The sequence below is a fragment of the Pseudomonas jessenii genome, assembly GCF_002236115.1.
GTDB classification, from domain to species: Bacteria; Pseudomonadota; Gammaproteobacteria; order Pseudomonadales; family Pseudomonadaceae; genus Aquipseudomonas; species Aquipseudomonas jessenii.
Genome location: NZ_NIWT01000005.1, coordinates 365,541 through 381,200 on the forward strand (window position 1 = coordinate 365,541; position 15,660 = coordinate 381,200).

The following is a 15,660-nucleotide window of genomic DNA, read 5'->3' on the forward strand; positions in this document are numbered from 1 at the left end:
ACAAACGCCCCGCCTAGGCGGGGCGCAGCATAACAGCTGGCTCAGTTCCAGCCAGCCTTGTCCATCATGCGAATCGCCTCAGCCTGGCGCTTGCCGGCGATTTCCACAGGCAAGGTATCAGCAATGAACTTGCCCCATGCGGCGACTTCAGCCGATGGCTGCACGGCCGGATTCGCCGGGAACTCCTGGTTCACGTCGGCAAAGATTTTCTGCGCTTCAGGGGTGGTCATCCACTCCACCAGAGCCTTGGCCGCTTCCGGGTGTGGCGCGTGTTGTGTCAGGCCGATACCCGACAAGTTGATGTGTACGCCACGGTCAGCCTGGTTCGGCCAGAACAGTTTCACCGGCAGGTCTGGCTTCTGCTTGTGCAGGCGGCCGTAGTAGTAGGTGTTGACGATACCGACGTCGCACTGACCGGCGTTGATCGCTTCCAGCACGGCGGTGTCGTCGGAGAACACGTCAGTGGACAGGTTCCTGACCCAGCCCTTGAGGATTTCCTCGGTCTTCCCGGCGCCGTGCACTTCGATCATGGTCGCGGTCAGGGACTGGTTGTAGACCTTCTTCGCCGTGCGCAGGCACAGACGGCCTTCCCATTGCTTGTCGGCCAGCGCTTCGTAGGTGGTCAGTTCACCCGGCTTCACCCGATCTGTGGAGTAGGCAATGGTCCGCGCCCGCAGGCTCAGGCCGGTCCAGGCGTGGGAGGCTGCCCGGTATTGCAGCGGAATATTGGTGTCGATGGTTTTCGAGGTGAACGGCTGGAGGATGCCCATCTGCTCGGCTTGCCAGAGGTTACCGGCATCGACGGTGAGCAGCAGGTCGGCCGGCGTATTCGCGCCCTCGGCCTTGAGCCGCTGCATCAGCGGCGCCTCCTTGTCGGTGATGAACTTCACCTTCACGCCGGTCTTGGCGGTGTAGGCATCGAATACTGGCTTGATCAGCTCGTCGATTCGCGAGGAGTAGACCACCACTTCGTCAGCGGCCTGGGCGGCGGTGCTGCCGATCAGGGTCAAGGCCAGTGCAGTCAGTAGACGCTTCGGTGCCAACATGGGAGCGGTCTCTCGATTGAAAAATGAGGACAAATGATAAGGACTCACATTTAGCTTCTCAATCGAACCCGCTTGCGGAGGAGTTACCAGATGTTGCACAAGCTGGAATATTGGGTGGCCGAACTGTCGCCATCGCGAGCAAGCTCGCTCCCACAGGGTTCTCCAGCGTTCACACAAATTGCATTAACACCCGAATTCCTGTGGGAGCGAGCTTGCTCGCGATGGGGCCTTTAACCTCAACAAAAAATCTCAGGCCTTGGCGAGTGCCGGTAAATCCCCGATCAACCCCAGCGCTTCACGCACGAACAACGCCTTGGCTTCCGGCATCTTCTCCACCATTTTCAACCCGGTATTACGCAACCAGCGCACCGGCAACGGATCGGCCTGGAACAACCGCTCGAAGCCTTCCATCGCCGCCATCAGCGCCAGGTTGTGGGGCATGCGCCGACGCTCGTAACGGCTGAGGACTTTCACATCCGCCAGGCGTTCGCCACGTGTTGCCGCTTGCAGCAACACTTCGGCCAGCACGGCGGCATCGAGGAATCCGAGATTCACCCCCTGCCCGGCCAACGGGTGAATGGTGTGGGCCGCGTCGCCGATCAATGCCAGGCCTTCAGCCACATACCGCTTGGCATGCCGCTGACGCAGGGGCACACACAGGCGCGGGTCGGCGCTCAGCACTTCACCGAGCCGACCTTCAAAGGCCCGCTCCAATGCCTTGCAGAAACCTTGCTCATCCATCGCCATCAGACGTTCGGCTTCGCCGGGTGTGGTCGACCAGACGATCGAACACCAATCCTGCTGGCCGTCCCGCTCAAGGGGCAGAAACGCCAACGGACCGTTATCGGTGAAGCGCTGCCACGCCGTCATCTGATGCGGTTTGACGCAACGCACGCTGGTGACGATGGCATGGTGCATATAATCCCATTCGCGGGTCGCCACTCCGGCCAGGCGTCGCACCGCCGAGTTGGCGCCATCTGCCGCGATCACCAGCGGCGCGCGCAGGGTGCGGCCATCGGCCAGGGTCAGCAGCCAGTCATCGCCGGAGCGGCGCATCTGCTCCAGGCGAGCATTGGCCAGCAACCCCAGGTCGCAATCGTGCAGGCGCTCGAGCAAGGCATCCTGGACCACGCGGTTCTCGACGATATGCCCCAGCACCTCGGCATGCACGCTGGCCGCCGAGAAGTGGATTTGCCCGGTGCCGCTGCCATCCCAGACCTGCATGTCGGTGTAGGGGCTGCTGCGCCGCCCGGCGATGCCGTCCCACACGCCCAGGCGCTCGAGAATCCGCTGGCTGGCGGCCGACAAGGCGCTCACCCGTGGCTCAAACGCTGCCTGAGCGTTGAACGGTTTGACGCTCATGGGGCTGCCGTCCAGCAGCAGGACTTCCAGCCCGCTGTCCTGCAACGCCAGCGCCAGGGCGCTACCGACCATTCCGGCCCCGACAATCAGCAGATCTGCGCGCATTTCCATGCTTTAAGCCTGTCTCTCTTGCGGCTTGAGCCGCTCGTAAAGGGTTTTCCCGACCCGCGCCACCAAGTGGCCGGCGCTGTCATGAATGTCGAACCTGCAAGGCAGGTATTTTATCAATCGCGCCTTGCCGAATCGGCGGATCAGCCAGTTACGCATCTGGACGCGTACCCAGCCCCATCGCCTGCCGGGCAAACCAGCGTTTGGCCGGTGGCAGCAGATCGAGGCCGAGCAAGCCGATGTTGCGCCCCAGGGACACCAGCGGCTGGGTACTGCCGAACAGGCGCGTAACCTGATCGGAGAAACCCACGGTGAGGTCCTGATCGAGACGCTGGTGTTCGCGATAGGCCTGCAACGTGGCGAAGTCGCCCAATGGTTTTTCACTGGCGAGCAAGGCATTGGCCAAAGCCTGGGCATCGCGCAGGGACAGGTTGAATCCCTGGCCGGCAATCGGATGCAGGCTGTGCGCCGCGTTGCCGAGCACCGCCAGATGCGGGCGCACCTGTTCTTCGGCCTCGACCAGTGTCAGCGGATACAGATGCCGCGCACCGACCTGTTTCAATGTGCCAAGGCGATAACCGAACACACCCTGCAACTCGCTGAGGAAGTTGCGCTCGTCGAGGGCTGCCAGGCGTTGCGCGTCCATGCCCAGGCGGGTCCAGACCAATGCGCAGCGATTATCCGGAAGCGGCAGCAACGCCATCGGGCCTTCGTCGGTGAAGCGCTCGAAAGCCATGCCGTTGTGGGCTTCGCTCGGGGTGATGTTGGCGATCAGCGCGCTCTGGTTGTACGGACGCTTGCGGATGCCGATCCCAAGTTGCTCGCGCAGGCCGGAGCGGCCACCATCGGCGAGCACCGCGAGGTCGCATTCCAGAGTGGTTTCATCATTGAGGGTCAGGCGGTAGCCGTCGGTCAGCGGCTCCATGCGGGTGACTTCCGCCGGGCAGTGCCATCTGATCACGTCCTTGTCCAGGCCTTGCCACAGGCATTGGCCGAGCCAGGCGTTTTCAACGACATAACCCAGCGCTGGAACACCCTCTTCCATCGCCGACAACCGCGCCGTCGAGAATCGACCACGGTCGGAAACATGAATCTGCTTGATCGGCTCGGCTCGGCGCGAGACTTCTTGCCAGACACCCAACCGTTGATAGATTTGCCGCGAGCCGAAGGACAACGCCGAGGAACGGGCATCGTAACTCGGTTGCCAGGTGTCGCCAGGAGCGAACGGTTCGATCAACACGATCTTCCAGCCTCGGGCCTTGGCCCCGGCCTGAAGCGCCAGTGCCAGGCTTGCACCGACCAGCCCGCCACCAATGATTGCCAGATTGACTCGACTCATGCTGCCTGTGTCCGCGCGGCGGCCATCAGGGCCTCTATCTCGGCGACGGTTTTCGGCACGCCGCTCGTCAATATTTCACAGCCGGTTTTGGTAACCACTACGTCGTCCTCGATGCGCACGCCGATGCCGCGCCATTTCTTCGCAACATTCTGGTTGTCCGGGGCGATATAGATCCCCGGCTCAACGGTCAGCGCCATGCCGACTTCCAGCACGCGCCACTCGCCGCCGACCTTGTATTCGCCGACGTCATGCACATCCATGCCCAACCAATGGCCGGCGCGGTGCATGTAAAACGCCTTGTAGGCTTCACTGGCGATCAGTTCGTCAACGTCACCACGCAGCAGACCCAGCTCGACCAGCCCGGCCGTGATGACCCGGACCGTGGCCTCGTGCGCCTGATTCCAGTGCTTGTTCGGGGCGATTTCGGCAAAGGCGGCTTCCTGGGAGGCCAGCACCAATTCGTAGATCGCTTTCTGTTCCGCTGAATATTTGCCGCTGACCGGAAAGGTCCGGGTGATGTCGCTGGCGTAGCAGTCGATCTCGCAACCGGCATCGATCAGCACCAGATCCCCGTCCTTGAGCTGCGCGTCATTCTGCTGGTAATGCAGGATGCAGCTGTTGCGCCCCGCCGCGACGATCGACCCGTAGGCCGGCATCTTCGCCCCGCCCTTGCGGAACTCGTAATCGAGCTCGGCTTCCAGGCTGAATTCGTGCAATCCGGCGCGACAGGCCTGCATTGCCCGTACATGCGCCTGGGCGGAAATCCGCGCCGCCTCGCGCATCACTTTCACTTCTGCCGCCGATTTATACAGGCGCATGTCGTGCAGCAGATGATCCAGGGCAACGAATTCGTTCGGCGGCTGGGCACCGAGGTTGGCCTTGGAGCGGATCACGTTGATCCACTCCATCAGGTGGCGATCGAATTCGGGGTTGCTGCCCATGGCCGAATATACCCGGTCACGGCCTTCGATCAGGCCCGGCAGGATGTCGTCGATATCAGTGATCGGAAAGGCATCGTCGGCGCCGAAGTCGCGAATCGCGCCTTCCTGCCCGGCACGCAGGCCATCCCACAGCTCGCGCTCGGCATTGCGTTCGCGGCAGAACAGGATGTATTCGCCATGCACGCGCCCCGGCATCAATACCAGTACGGCCTGGGGCTCGGGAAAGCCGCTGAGGTACTGGAAGTCGCTGTCCTGGCGGTAAACGTGCTCGACGTCGCGGTTACGAATGGCCACCGCGGCGGCGGGCAGGATGGCGATGCTGTTGGGTTCCATCTGCGCCATCAGGGCCTTGCGGCGACGGCTGTATTCCGATTTCGGGATATGGATCATGGGCAGATGGCGTTCCCTGGCAAACGATTAGTGCAGCGACGGTTTGGCGGCGGCCGGTACGTCTTTTTTGGTCTCGGAGAACAGCAGCAGCGGAGCGACGCGCAGGTATTCCATGACTTCCATGTAGTCGTTTTCGCCGTCGTCGGACTCTTCCAGGGCATCCTGCACCTGGGAAATGGCCGCCAGATCCTGCAGCACCTCGGTGGCCTCGGTGCTCAGGGCGCTGCTGTCACGGCAGTTCAGGCCGAAGCCGCTGAGGAAACCCTGGCACCACTGGCCCAGTGCGACAGCACGGTCGGTGAGGGGGGCGTCATCGGTCGGCAAAAGCAGAACGACGGTCACGTCATCGCCCGTTAGCTCGCCCTTGACCATCTCTTGCAAGCCGATCAAGGCGTTGCGAACGTTGTCCTGCGGTTCGCTTTCGAGCAGTTCGGCGGCGTCGATCAACCACTCTTCGGCATTGAAACCGGCGCCGGCACAGCTGCGGCCGAGCAGCAGGCCATGCAGTTCGGCAGGCGAGACGTTATGACCGCTGGAAGTCAGCAGGGTGGCGAAGGCTTGGTACGGGGAATTCTGAATGGTCATGGGCAGCTAGGCGCCAGACGGCGCTATGTCTAGAATGAAGGCCTTGTATCCTACATCGACTACCCCTGTAGGAGCGAGCTTGCTCGCGATGGTCGTCAATGATAACGCTGGGTACCTGACACCCTGCGGCGTTCTCGGGTTCATCGCGAGCAAGCTCGCTCCTACAGTCCGTCACCCATCAGACAGTGAAGACAATGGAAGACACCGACCTGCAAGCGCTGATGGCCAGACTCGAACTGCTGATTACCCGAGTCGAGCAACTTAAGAGTCAAAACGGACTCTTACTAGCTCAGGAAAAGACCTGGCGCGAGGAACGCGCGCACCTCATTGAAAAAAACGAAATCGCCCGGCGTAAGGTCGAATCGATGATTTCGCGCCTCAAGGCCTTGGAGCAAGACTCATGAGTTCAAGCAATAGCGTCACCGTGCAGATCCTCGACAAAGAGTATTCGATCATCTGCCCACAGGAAGAGCGCAGTAATCTGATCAGCGCCGCCCGTTATCTGGACGGCAAGATGCGCGAGATCCGCAGCAGCGGCAAAGTCATCGGCGCCGACCGTATCGCCGTGATGGCCGCGCTGAACATCACCCACGACCTGTTGCACAAGGAAGAACGGCCGGATATCCAGGCCAGCGGCTCGACCCGCGAACAAGTGCGTGACCTGCTCGATCGCGTCGATCTGGCGCTCGCCACCGATCCGGATGTCACCAAAGGCTGATTCGCGCCGCCGCTTGCGGTATAATCCCCTCACTCCCTGGGGTGCTTGCCAGTTGGCGATGTCCCTGAGCCGATTTGCTATACCCTGGAGGTTGCACGTTGGGCTGGTGTGCATGTCCGCTAGACGGAAAGCCTTAAAGCCTACTGCATCTTCCACCTTGAACTTTCGGGTTCAAGGGCTAAGTCGACAGCGGCACATTCGGGGAGCCTGATTTCAGTCCAATGCCGGTTTTGATACCGGCATTGGCGTTTTTACGGGTACGCTTCACGTATCCGCATTGTTGAAGCCCGAATACATGACCGAACCTGCGCTGCTCCCCCGCCCGCAACTTCGACGCATGCTGCGCAAGGCCCGCCGCGCACTGACACCCAGTCAGCAACGCCAGGCCGCTCGCGGGCTGTACAAGCAATTGGCCCAGCAACCGCTGTTCCGCCGCGCCCGGCACATCTCGCTCTATCTACCGACCGATGGTGAAATCGATCCGCGTCTGTTGCTGCGCGCCGCGCAACGCCGGGGCAAAGCCACCTATCTACCGGTGCTCAGCGCCTGGCCGCGAACCAAAATGGTGTTCCAGCGCATCCGTCCCGGGGAAAAACTCAAACCCAACCGCTTCCGTATTCTCGAACCACGGGCCAACCTCGCCCGGCAGCGCAAGATCTGGGCGCTGGATCTGGTGCTGTTGCCATTGGTGGGTTTTGACGATGTCGGCGGACGCCTGGGAATGGGCGGTGGTTTCTACGACCGGAGCCTGGCCTACCTGGCGCGACGAAATGACTGGCGCAAGCCGACGCTGTTGGGGCTGGCCCATGAATGTCAGAAAGTGGCGCGATTGGCTCAGGCGAGCTGGGATGTACCGCTGCAAGGAACGGTGACGGACAAGGCCTGGTATTACGCAGGCTAGGCGCCACTTCGATCAGTGGCGCCGAGGCAACAGGATCAGCGCTTGAAGGCTGTCGACTGTTGCTGCAACTGGGCGAGCTCGACCGGCGCATCGGTCTTGTTGGCCCATAGGCTTTGGGCATAGCCAGTGGTCACGACGCCAAGGCCAAACAAAATGACCAAAATCCATAGTAAATCCGGTTTGCGTTTCATCGATTGCCCCCCAAAGGCACATCAACACGATGACAGCAGCGGTTTCCGTTTGTAGGCCGTGCAGCAGCGTCAAGCTTTAAAGGCCGGCATTTTGCGACAACGTGAACCGCTGCGCAAATGCTGACGTCAACCGACTGTCGGTTTGTCATAAAATCGCCAACAAGCTGCTCAATCACCACGCAAGGAGCAAAAGACATGGCCTATTGGCTGATGAAATCCGAGCCCGACGAACTCTCGATCAAAGGGCTGGAAAAGCTCGGCAAAGCGCGCTGGGACGGGGTTCGCAACTATCAGGCACGCAATTTCCTGCGGACCATGGCGGTGGGGGATGAGTTCTTTTTCTATCATTCCAGCTGCCCCGAGCCTGGCATCGCCGGAATCGGCAAGATTGTCGAAGCCGCGTATCCGGACCCGACGGCGCTGGAGCCAGAGAGCCATTATTTTGACCCAAAGGCCACCCCGGATAAAAACGCCTGGAGTGCGATCGATGTAGCACATGTGGAAACGTTTGCCCGGGTGCTGAAACTGGATTATCTGAAACAGCAGACGGCGCTGGCCGAGTTGCCATTGGTGCAAAAAGGCTCGCGGTTATCGGTGATGCCGGTGACGCCGGAGCAATGGGCGACGGTGATTGCCTTAAAGCCTTGAGCCATTTGTCGCCTGGACTGGCCTCATCGCGAGCAAGCTCGCTCCCACAAGGTTCTGCGGTGGACATGTGATTGTGCTTCAACACCAATCCACTGTGGGAGCGAGCTTGCTCGCGATGACGCCAGCTCAAGCAATTGAAGTCTTACTGAATGATCAAGTTGTTGAACAACAAATCCTCAACCACCGGCTTACCGGTTTCGTCGTTCATCACCTGTTGGGTCTGTTTCAGGGCTTCCTGACGCAGCTTTTCCTTGGCCTCGACGTTGTTCATCGTCTCGGTGGACTGCTGGGCGAACAGTGCGACCAATTGATTGCGGATCAAGGGTTCATTGGCCTTCACCGCCTTGGCGGCCTCGTCACCGGTCACCCGCAACGCCACATCGGCCTTGTAGACCTTGAGTTTCGGCGTGCCGTCCAGCCCGTAGTTACCCACGAACGGCGGGCTCAGGGTGATGTAACTGACCTTCGGAGCTGCATCTTCTTTGGCTTCTTCGGCCACCGCTGCCACAGGCAGAGACAGGGCCAGCATCAACATGATCCACGCTTTCAAAATTCGCTCCTTATCCGGTTTGCGGCCTAGCATAACGACCCGCTGCGCAAGCACAAGCTTATGGCTGACTATCAGGGCCGGGCATGCTCGTTGACCCATCGACCCACACACCTACACTTATCGGCCATCACTCCCAAAGGAATAGCCCTGATGAAAGCCGTGCTGTGCAAAGCCTTCGGCCCTGCCGAATCGCTGGTGCTGGAAGACGTCGCCAGTCCTGTCGCGAAGAAGAATGAAATCCTGCTGGACGTGCACGCCGCCGGGGTGAACTTCCCCGATACGTTGATCATCGAGGGCAAATACCAGTTCAAGCCGCCCTTCCCGTTTTCGCCGGGTGGTGAAGCGGCTGGCGTGGTCAGCGCAGTGGGTGAAAAAGTCAGCCACTTGAAAGTCGGTGACCGGGTCATGGCCCTGACCGGCTGGGGCAGCTTTGCCGAGCAGGTCGCCGTGCCGGGCTACAACGCACTGCCGATCCCGCCATCGATGGACTTCAACACCGCCGCCGCCTTCAGCATGACCTACGGCACCTCGATGCATGCCCTCAAGCAGCGCGGCAACCTGCAACCGGGCGAAACCCTGCTGGTACTGGGTGCTTCCGGCGGCGTCGGCCTCGCGGCGGTGGAAATCGGCAAAGCCATGGGCGCCCGGGTGATCGCGGCGGCCAGCAGCGCAGAGAAACTCGCCGTGGCCAAGGCCGCCGGCGCCGACGAACTGATCAACTACAGCGAAACCAGCCTGAAGGACGAAATCAAGCGTCTGACCGACGGCCAGGGTGCCGACGTGATCTACGACCCGGTCGGCGGCGACCTGTTCGACCAGGCCATCCGCGCCATCGCCTGGAACGGCCGCTTGCTGGTGGTCGGCTTCGCCAGCGGTCGCATTCCCGAATTGCCGGTCAACCTGGCCTTGCTTAAAGGTGCGGCAGTGCTCGGCGTGTTCTGGGGCTCGTTCGCCCAACGCCAGCCGCAGGACAACGCGGCGAACTTCCAGCAGTTGTTTGGCTGGTTTGCCGAAGGCAAGCTCAAGCCTCTGGTGTCCCAGGTGTATCCGCTGAGCAATGCGGCGCAGGCGATCAATGACCTTGGCCAGCGTAAAGCGGTGGGGAAAGTGGTGGTGCAGGTTCGCTGAATCCCTCTGCTAAAAAGCGCGGCCATGTAGCCGCGCTTTTATTGCCGTCAAAGCAACACCCGAATCTCCTCCGGCAAAAACCGCACATACCGACTCGCCGGATGCGCGCTACACCGCTGCACAATCGAACGGACGCTGGCATTGAGCTTGGCAATCAGAGCCAGACGCTTCTCTTCCGGCAATTGAGTCGGTGAAAGCGAGTGGGTCAGGTAACTGCGGGTCCAGCTGAAAACCGGCAGGTCCACCCACGAGGAAGTGGCGATGTTCAACGATGCCCGTGCGATAGCACTGCATTTCAGCCGCTCCAGCTCCTTGTTGACGTGGAAGGGATGTTCGCTGTCCAGCCTGTATTCCATGGGTGCGACCACGAGGATTTGCGCAGGTTGATCCTTGGTAATTGTCCACGGCTTGAATCGCCATTGGTTGACTGCGGCCAATGACGCCTCTTCGAGTTCGGGATGTGCACTTTGCGCAATCACGGCATTACTGACTGATCCATCGGCCTTCACAGTCATGCTGACACGCACCATGCCGGTGACACCCGCCCGATGCAGCGCCTTCGGATAAATCGGCTTTGGGTTGTTCTCGGGTATCAGAAATACCTCCCCGGCCCTGATATCCGCAGAGACCAGCAACAAAATTCCAACCAACCACCACCGCATGTCCCTCTCCCTTCGTCTGCAACGCCAGACTTGGCAACAGCACAAAGGTTAAAGCGCCGGGCCATTCGACATAACGCCATGACTTCTGCTTTAAACGAAGGATCTTTCCTAAAGTCCTGCCCCATTCCGGGCAGATCAAATGCCCCAAACGAAAACAGGTAACGCTTCCTACACCGCCCTTCACTTACATCTGAGCGACATGTTCATAAAGGAACGCGCGACTTCCAACATTTCCGCTGTTTTGTCGATGAGAACCGGTGCTATTTTCGGTAACGAAACTGTAACATTCGTATCCGCAGTCAAAACAAGAAATCTGGAGCTCTTGAATGTTTGCTTTCTTTCGTCCTGCCGCACATCAGGCTCCATTGCCTGAAGAAAAAATAGACAGCACCTACCGACGCCTTCGCTGGCAGATTTTCGCCGGCATTTTCATTGGCTATGCCGGTTACTACCTGCTGCGCAAGAACTTCTCCCTGGCCATGCCGTACCTGATCGATGAAGGCTACTCCCGTGGCCAGCTGGGTCTGGCGATGTCCGCCATCGCGATTGCCTACGGTCTGTCGAAGTTTCTCATGGGCCTGGTGTCCGACCGTTCCAACCCGCGCTTCTTCCTGCCATTCGGTCTTCTGGTATCGGCTGGGGTGATGTTCATTTTCGGTTTCGCGCCCTGGGCGACGTCCAGCGTGACCATGATGTTCATTTTGCTGTTCATCAACGGCTGGGCGCAGGGCATGGGTTGGCCGCCGAGTGGCCGGACCATGGTGCACTGGTGGTCGCAGAAGGAACGTGGCGGCGTGGTGTCCGTCTGGAACGTGGCGCACAACGTCGGCGGTGGCCTGATCGGCCCGTTGTTCCTGATCGGCATGGGGCTGTTCAATGACTGGCACGCCGCGTTCTACGTACCGGCAGCCGTGGCGCTGGCAGTAGCGGTGTTTGCCTTTGTGACCATGCGCGACACCCCGCAATCGGTTGGCCTGCCGCCGATCGAGCAATACAAGAACGACTACCCGGAAGGCTACGACGCCAGCCACGAAGAGGAATTCAGCGCCAAGGAAATCTTCGTCAAATACGTGCTGCGCAACAAAATGCTCTGGTACATCGCCTTGGCCAACGTCTTTGTCTATCTGCTGCGTTACGGCGTGCTGGACTGGGCACCGACCTACCTCAAGGAAGCCAAGGGTTTCACTGTGGATAAAACCTCGTGGGCGTACTTCTTCTACGAGTGGGCAGGTATCCCGGGCACGCTGCTGTGCGGCTGGATGTCGGACAAGATCTTCCGTGGCAACCGTGGCCTGACCGGCATGGTGTTCATGGCGTTGGTGACGGTCGCGACGCTGGTTTACTGGCTCAACCCGGCCGGTAATCCGATGGTCGACATGATCGCGCTGCTGTCCATTGGCTTCCTGATCTACGGCCCGGTGATGCTGATCGGCCTGCAGGCGCTGGAACTGGCACCGAAGAAAGCTGCCGGTACGGCGGCGGGCTTTACCGGTCTGTTCGGTTACTTGGGTGGGTCGGTCGCGGCCAGTGCAGCGATGGGCTACACCGTGGACCATTTCGGTTGGGACGGCGGTTTCGTGCTGCTGGTCGGTGCCTGCCTGTTGGCGATGGCCTTCCTGGCCCCGACACTACGGCACAAACAAATCGCCAGTCAGGGCCGCGAAGCACTCGCTTGATCGGCCTTTGATTTACAGCGCTTGAGCCGCGCCTCCAGATTCCGGTCTGGCATGGCGTGGCTGCGCAGGGCGTGTGCGGTCTGCTCGACATAATCGCGAGTGGTGCCGTAGCGCCCGCAGGCGTTTTCGAACACATGGCTCAGCACATGGTCCGGCAAGTTGCCGGCATAGCTGGGCAGGTGTCGTTCCAGAACAAAACCCAATGCCTGAACCTGGCTGCCATCGTCGAGGCGGCAGTTGAGCCAGTGCGGGCGGTAGGAAGGGAAAGGCATCTCGCGCTGCCAAAGTGCGTAGAGCGAGGCTTCGAGTTGCTCTTCGGGCAAGCGATAGGCGAAACCGCTGCAAGAACCGCCGCGATCCAGGCCAAACACCAGGCCGGGCATTTCCGGGGTGCCGCGATGTTCGTGGGACCACAGGTACAACCCGCGATGGTAGCCATGCACCCGGCCGCGAACCCGCTCAACCGCCGTGCATTCAGGGCGCCAGATCAGCGAGCCATACGCAAACAGCCACACCGGCCCGCCTTTGTGGCGCGCCATGGTCGATTGCATCGAGCTGAGCAGTTGTTCGTGAGTAAGCTGCGGCCCCAGATCGAGCCGCGGAGGGTAAGCCAGATTCAAAAAAGCAGATTCAATGGCGCTCATGGCGAATAGCGTTCAGCTCCCCGCGGGTGAAGAATTACTTAATAGAACGCACGGCTGTAACAATAAGGCACATAAGTTTTAAGGCAATTTAAATGCCATGGCACAGTTCTTAATGAATTGCCTGGACAACATATAACCTACCGATATTTATAAATATTTATAAATGCCGATTGGCTATATGTGGAGTTATATACCTGTAGGAGCGAGCCTGCTCGCGTTGGAATCAAGAACGCTGCGGGTAGCCTGACTGCCCGAGTAATCGTTAACGACCATCGCGAGCAGGCTCGCTCCTACAAGGTGGTCGGGGCAGATCAAGACCGCGGCGCGTACGCAAACACATCGGCGCGCATTTGATGAGCATCCATTCCCGCTTCCACCAGAGCATCCAGCGTGCCGTAGACCATGGCCGGAGAGCCGCTGGCGTACACGTGTAGCGGCTTGAGGTCAGGGAAGTCTTCACAGACCGCTTCATGCAACATGCCGCACCGCCCTTCCCAACCGCATTGATCGCTGACGACCTTGTGCAGGAACAGGTTGGGCAACTTCAGCCATTCGTCCCAATGCTCGATCTGATAAAAATCTTCAGGACGACGCACGCCCCAATACAGATGCACCGGGTGCTTGAAACCCGAGGCCCGGCAATGCTCGATCAGACTATGGATCTGGCCCATGCCGGTACCCGCGGCGATCAGCACGAGAGAACCTTCCGGCAACTCCTCCAGGTGGGTATCGCCGAACGGCAATTCGACCCGCACCATACTGTTGCGCTGGAGCTGTTCGATCAGGCTCAGCGCACTGGATTCGCGCGCCAGTACGTGGATTTCCAGGTCGCGTCCCGCATGCGGTGCCGAGGCGAGGGAGAATGCGGACTTTTCGCCGTTCTCCCGTTCGATCATCAGGTACTGGCCAGCGTGGTAGCGCGGCGGTTTGCCGGCCGGAGCCCGCAGACGCACGCGCCAGGTGTCGCCGCCCACCTCCTTGCACTCAATGACCTGACACGACACGCTGCGCACCGGCAGTTCTCCCAGCGCGAGCACGCCATCCCACAGCACGATGCAGTCTTCCAGCGGCTCCGCTATGCAAGTGTAGAACTCGCCATGGTCACGCACATTGCCAGCCTGCTCGACCCGGCCTTCTACCAGCAGCGCCGCGCACACGTGGCAATTGCCGTTGCGGCAGCTTTGCGGGCATTCGTAGCCCAGACGTCGTGCGCCATCGAGAATCCGCTCGCCGGGCAATATCTCAAGCACTGCTCCGGAGGGCTGCAAGGTTACACGCATCAATCTATTCCTAACTGATTCCAGATGGCATCGATCCGCTGGGTCACGGCATCGTCCTTGACGATGACCCGGCCCCATTCGCGAGTAGTTTCGCCCGGCCATTTATGCGTGGCATCGAGGCCCATTTTCGACCCCAGGCCGGAAACCGGCGAGGCGAAGTCGAGGTAGTCGATCGGCGTGTTGTCGATCATCACGGTGTCGCGCTTGGGGTCCATGCGCGTGGTGATGGCCCAGATCACGTCGTTCCAGTCCCGGGCGTTGATATCGTCGTCGGTGACGATAACGAACTTGGTGTACATGAACTGTCGCAAAAACGACCAGACACCCAGCATTACCCGCTTGGCGTGGCCCGGATACGACTTTTTCATGGTCACGATGGCCATGCGGTACGAGCAACCTTCGGGCGGCAGGTAGAAATCGGTGATCTCCGGGAACTGCTTCTGCAGGATCGGCACGAATACTTCGTTCAATGCCACGCCGAGGATCGCCGGCTCATCCGGCGGACGGCCGGTGTAGGTACTGTGGTAGATCGGCTTGATCCGATGGGTAATGCGCTCGACGGTGAACACCGGGAAGCTGTCGACTTCGTTGTAGTAACCGGTGTGGTCGCCGTACGGGCCTTCATCGGCCATCTCGCCCGGATGGATCACGCCTTCGAGGATGATTTCGGCGGTGGCCGGCACTTGCAGGTCGTTGCCGCGACACTTCACCAACTCAGTGCGGTTACCGCGCAAGAGGCCTGCGAAGGCGTATTCGGAAAGGCTGTCGGGCACCGGGGTCACGGCACCGAGGATGGTCGCCGGGTCAGCGCCCAGGGCCACGGAAACCGGGAACGGCTGGCCCGGATGCTTTTCGCACCACTCGCGGTAATCCAGCGCGCCGCCACGGTGGCTCAGCCAGCGCATGATGACCTTGTTGCGACCGATCACTTGCTGACGGTAGATGCCGAGGTTCTGGCGATCCTTGTTCGGGCCTTTGGTGACGGTCAGGCCCCAGGTGATCAGCGGACCGACGTCGCCCGGCCAGCAGGTCTGCACCGGCAGCATGGCCAGGTCGACGTCGTCGCCTTCGATGACCACTTCCTGGCACACCGCGTCCTTGACGACTTTCGGCGCCATCGAAATGATCTTGCGGAAGATCGGCAGCTTGGACCAGGCATCCTTCAGGCCTTTGGGCGGCTCGGGTTCCTTTAGGAACGCCAGCAGCTTGCCGATCTCGCGCAGCTCGCTGACCGACTCGGCACCCATGCCCATGGCGACCCGCTCGGGGGTACCGAACAGGTTGCCGAGCACCGGGATGTCATAGCCTGTCGGCTTTTCGAACAACAGCGCCGGGCCTTTGGCACGCAGCGTGCGATCACACACCTCGGTCATCTCCAGCACTGGAGAGACGGGGATCTGGATGCGTTTCAACTCTCCGCGCTGCTCAAGCTGCTGCACGAAATCCCGAAGATCCTTGAATTTCATTGATGATGGCACCCGAAAAATAGGC

17 protein-coding genes, 1 other RNA gene and 1 pseudogene are annotated in these 15,660 nt (G+C 60.3%); 7 read left to right on the forward strand and 12 right to left on the reverse strand.

Annotated features, from left to right (window positions below; translation table 11 throughout):
• Positions 1–41 precede the first annotated feature (41 nt).
• The 6 genes and pseudogenes from PSJE_RS18445 to PSJE_RS18470 all read right to left on the reverse strand — a co-directional run bounded on the left by PSJE_RS18445 (position 42) and on the right by PSJE_RS18470 (position 5,771).
• Positions 42–1,046, reverse strand: coding sequence for an extracellular solute-binding protein (locus tag PSJE_RS18445; RefSeq protein ID WP_057712826.1), 1,005 nt, complete (start codon positions 1,044–1,046; stop codon positions 42–44).
• 249 nt (positions 1,047–1,295) lie between these two features.
• Entirely contained in the window at positions 1,296–2,513 is a 1,218-nt protein-coding gene (locus PSJE_RS18450) for a 2-octaprenyl-3-methyl-6-methoxy-1,4-benzoquinol hydroxylase (protein WP_167362880.1), read from the reverse strand.
• Positions 2,514–2,522: 9 nt separating this feature from the next.
• A pseudogene (locus tag PSJE_RS31690) lies at positions 2,523–2,630 on the reverse strand (tetrameric acyl-CoA thioesterase); the annotation flags it as partial.
• 37 nt (positions 2,631–2,667) lie between these two features.
• Positions 2,668–3,855, reverse strand: coding sequence for a 2-octaprenyl-6-methoxyphenyl hydroxylase (gene ubiH / locus PSJE_RS18460; protein ID WP_090452066.1), 1,188 nt, complete (start codon positions 3,853–3,855; stop codon positions 2,668–2,670).
• Positions 3,852–5,186: a Xaa-Pro aminopeptidase gene (gene pepP, locus PSJE_RS18465; RefSeq protein ID WP_090452068.1), complete on the reverse strand. Its 1,335-nt coding sequence runs from the start codon at positions 5,184–5,186 to the stop codon at positions 3,852–3,854. Before pepP ends, ubiH begins: the two co-directional genes overlap by 4 nt.
• Positions 5,187–5,213: 27 nt before the next feature.
• The gene (locus tag PSJE_RS18470; protein ID WP_057712822.1) at positions 5,214–5,771 is read right to left on the reverse strand and encodes a YecA/YgfB family protein; all 558 of its coding nucleotides are present in this window, start codon (positions 5,769–5,771) and stop codon (positions 5,214–5,216) included.
• Between the two features lie 194 nt (positions 5,772–5,965).
• Here PSJE_RS18470 and PSJE_RS18480 point away from each other — a divergent pair, with 194 nt between their 5' ends.
• The 4 genes from PSJE_RS18480 (at position 5,966) to PSJE_RS18495 (ending at position 7,390) form a co-directional block, all read left to right on the forward strand.
• Complete coding sequence (locus tag PSJE_RS18480; RefSeq protein WP_007982902.1) at positions 5,966–6,175, forward strand: TIGR02449 family protein; 210 nt, start codon at positions 5,966–5,968, stop codon at positions 6,173–6,175.
• Positions 6,172–6,489, forward strand: a complete 318-nt coding sequence (locus tag PSJE_RS18485) for a cell division protein ZapA (protein ID WP_057712821.1) — start codon at positions 6,172–6,174, stop codon at positions 6,487–6,489. Before PSJE_RS18480 ends, PSJE_RS18485 begins: the two co-directional genes overlap by 4 nt.
• 30 nt (positions 6,490–6,519) lie before the next feature.
• Positions 6,520–6,698, forward strand: a non-coding RNA gene (gene ssrS, locus PSJE_RS18490) — 6S RNA.
• A gap of 86 nt (positions 6,699–6,784) precedes the next feature.
• Complete coding sequence (locus tag PSJE_RS18495) at positions 6,785–7,390, forward strand: 5-formyltetrahydrofolate cyclo-ligase (RefSeq protein ID WP_008048703.1); 606 nt, start codon at positions 6,785–6,787, stop codon at positions 7,388–7,390.
• 35 nt (positions 7,391–7,425) lie between these two features.
• Here PSJE_RS18495 and PSJE_RS31315 read toward each other — a convergent pair whose 3' ends face one another.
• Positions 7,426–7,581, reverse strand: coding sequence for a hypothetical protein (locus PSJE_RS31315; protein ID WP_007982896.1), 156 nt, complete (start codon positions 7,579–7,581; stop codon positions 7,426–7,428).
• A gap of 195 nt (positions 7,582–7,776) precedes the next feature.
• Here PSJE_RS31315 and PSJE_RS18505 point away from each other — a divergent pair, with 195 nt between their 5' ends.
• Entirely contained in the window at positions 7,777–8,229 is a 453-nt protein-coding gene (locus PSJE_RS18505) for an EVE domain-containing protein (protein ID WP_090452070.1), read from the forward strand.
• A gap of 142 nt (positions 8,230–8,371) precedes the next feature.
• On the opposite strand, the gene PSJE_RS18510 is transcribed toward PSJE_RS18505, so the two are convergent.
• Entirely contained in the window at positions 8,372–8,779 is a 408-nt protein-coding gene (locus tag PSJE_RS18510; protein ID WP_090452072.1) for a flagellar basal body-associated protein FliL, read from the reverse strand.
• Positions 8,780–8,929: 150 nt separating this feature from the next.
• On the opposite strand from PSJE_RS18510, the gene PSJE_RS18515 reads away from it, so the two are divergent.
• Positions 8,930–9,907 carry an NADPH:quinone oxidoreductase family protein gene (locus PSJE_RS18515; RefSeq protein WP_056726390.1) on the forward strand — a complete coding sequence of 326 codons (978 nt, stop codon included), beginning with the start codon at positions 8,930–8,932 and terminating at the stop codon, positions 9,905–9,907.
• 47 nt (positions 9,908–9,954) lie between these two features.
• Here PSJE_RS18515 and PSJE_RS18520 read toward each other — a convergent pair whose 3' ends face one another.
• The gene (locus tag PSJE_RS18520; RefSeq protein ID WP_090452074.1) at positions 9,955–10,569 is read right to left on the reverse strand and encodes an energy transducer TonB; all 615 of its coding nucleotides are present in this window, start codon (positions 10,567–10,569) and stop codon (positions 9,955–9,957) included.
• A gap of 326 nt (positions 10,570–10,895) precedes the next feature.
• Between PSJE_RS18520 and glpT the strand changes: the two genes are divergently transcribed.
• Positions 10,896–12,245, forward strand: a complete 1,350-nt coding sequence (gene glpT, locus PSJE_RS18525; RefSeq protein ID WP_008048696.1) for a glycerol-3-phosphate transporter — start codon at positions 10,896–10,898, stop codon at positions 12,243–12,245.
• Here glpT and PSJE_RS18530 read toward each other — a convergent pair.
• The 3 genes from PSJE_RS18530 to ubiD all read right to left on the reverse strand — a co-directional run bounded on the left by PSJE_RS18530 (position 12,221) and on the right by ubiD (position 15,635).
• Positions 12,221–12,889 carry a gamma-glutamylcyclotransferase gene (locus PSJE_RS18530; RefSeq protein ID WP_090452075.1) on the reverse strand — a complete coding sequence of 223 codons (669 nt, stop codon included), beginning with the start codon at positions 12,887–12,889 and terminating at the stop codon, positions 12,221–12,223. The two genes, glpT and PSJE_RS18530, sit on opposite strands and share 25 nt — an antisense overlap.
• A 311-nt stretch (positions 12,890–13,200) precedes the next feature.
• Positions 13,201–14,169, reverse strand: coding sequence for a CDP-6-deoxy-delta-3,4-glucoseen reductase (locus PSJE_RS18535; RefSeq protein ID WP_090452076.1), 969 nt, complete (start codon positions 14,167–14,169; stop codon positions 13,201–13,203).
• Positions 14,169–15,635, reverse strand: coding sequence for a 4-hydroxy-3-polyprenylbenzoate decarboxylase (gene ubiD / locus PSJE_RS18540; protein WP_008048693.1), 1,467 nt, complete (start codon positions 15,633–15,635; stop codon positions 14,169–14,171). The genes PSJE_RS18535 and ubiD overlap by 1 nt, the downstream gene beginning before the upstream one ends.
• Positions 15,636–15,660: the final 25 nt, after the last annotated feature.

What these genes read in the sequence shown, in the direction of transcription:
- PSJE_RS18445 (WP_057712826.1), bottom strand. Translation starts at nt 1,046, where the DNA reads ATGTTGGCACCGAAGCGTCTACTGACTGCACTGGCCTTGACCCTGATC.
- PSJE_RS18450 (WP_167362880.1), bottom strand. Translation starts at nt 2,513, where the DNA reads ATGCGCGCAGATCTGCTGATTGTCGGGGCCGGAATGGTCGGTAGCGCC.
- ubiH (WP_090452066.1), bottom strand. Translation starts at nt 3,855, where the DNA reads ATGAGTCGAGTCAATCTGGCAATCATTGGTGGCGGGCTGGTCGGTGCA.
- pepP (WP_090452068.1), bottom strand. Translation starts at nt 5,186, where the DNA reads ATGATCCATATCCCGAAATCGGAATACAGCCGTCGCCGCAAGGCCCTG.
- PSJE_RS18470 (WP_057712822.1), bottom strand. Translation starts at nt 5,771, where the DNA reads ATGACCATTCAGAATTCCCCGTACCAAGCCTTCGCCACCCTGCTGACT.
- PSJE_RS18480 (WP_007982902.1), top strand. Translation starts at nt 5,966, where the DNA reads ATGGAAGACACCGACCTGCAAGCGCTGATGGCCAGACTCGAACTGCTG.
- PSJE_RS18485 (WP_057712821.1), top strand. Translation starts at nt 6,172, where the DNA reads ATGAGTTCAAGCAATAGCGTCACCGTGCAGATCCTCGACAAAGAGTAT.
- PSJE_RS18495 (WP_008048703.1), top strand. Translation starts at nt 6,785, where the DNA reads ATGACCGAACCTGCGCTGCTCCCCCGCCCGCAACTTCGACGCATGCTG.
- PSJE_RS31315 (WP_007982896.1), bottom strand. Translation starts at nt 7,581, where the DNA reads ATGAAACGCAAACCGGATTTACTATGGATTTTGGTCATTTTGTTTGGC.
- PSJE_RS18505 (WP_090452070.1), top strand. Translation starts at nt 7,777, where the DNA reads ATGGCCTATTGGCTGATGAAATCCGAGCCCGACGAACTCTCGATCAAA.
- PSJE_RS18515 (WP_056726390.1), top strand. Translation starts at nt 8,930, where the DNA reads ATGAAAGCCGTGCTGTGCAAAGCCTTCGGCCCTGCCGAATCGCTGGTG.
- PSJE_RS18520 (WP_090452074.1), bottom strand. Translation starts at nt 10,569, where the DNA reads ATGCGGTGGTGGTTGGTTGGAATTTTGTTGCTGGTCTCTGCGGATATC.
- glpT (WP_008048696.1), top strand. Translation starts at nt 10,896, where the DNA reads ATGTTTGCTTTCTTTCGTCCTGCCGCACATCAGGCTCCATTGCCTGAA.
- PSJE_RS18530 (WP_090452075.1), bottom strand. Translation starts at nt 12,889, where the DNA reads ATGAGCGCCATTGAATCTGCTTTTTTGAATCTGGCTTACCCTCCGCGG.
- PSJE_RS18535 (WP_090452076.1), bottom strand. Translation starts at nt 14,169, where the DNA reads ATGCGTGTAACCTTGCAGCCCTCCGGAGCAGTGCTTGAGATATTGCCC.
- ubiD (WP_008048693.1), bottom strand. Translation starts at nt 15,635, where the DNA reads ATGAAATTCAAGGATCTTCGGGATTTCGTGCAGCAGCTTGAGCAGCGC.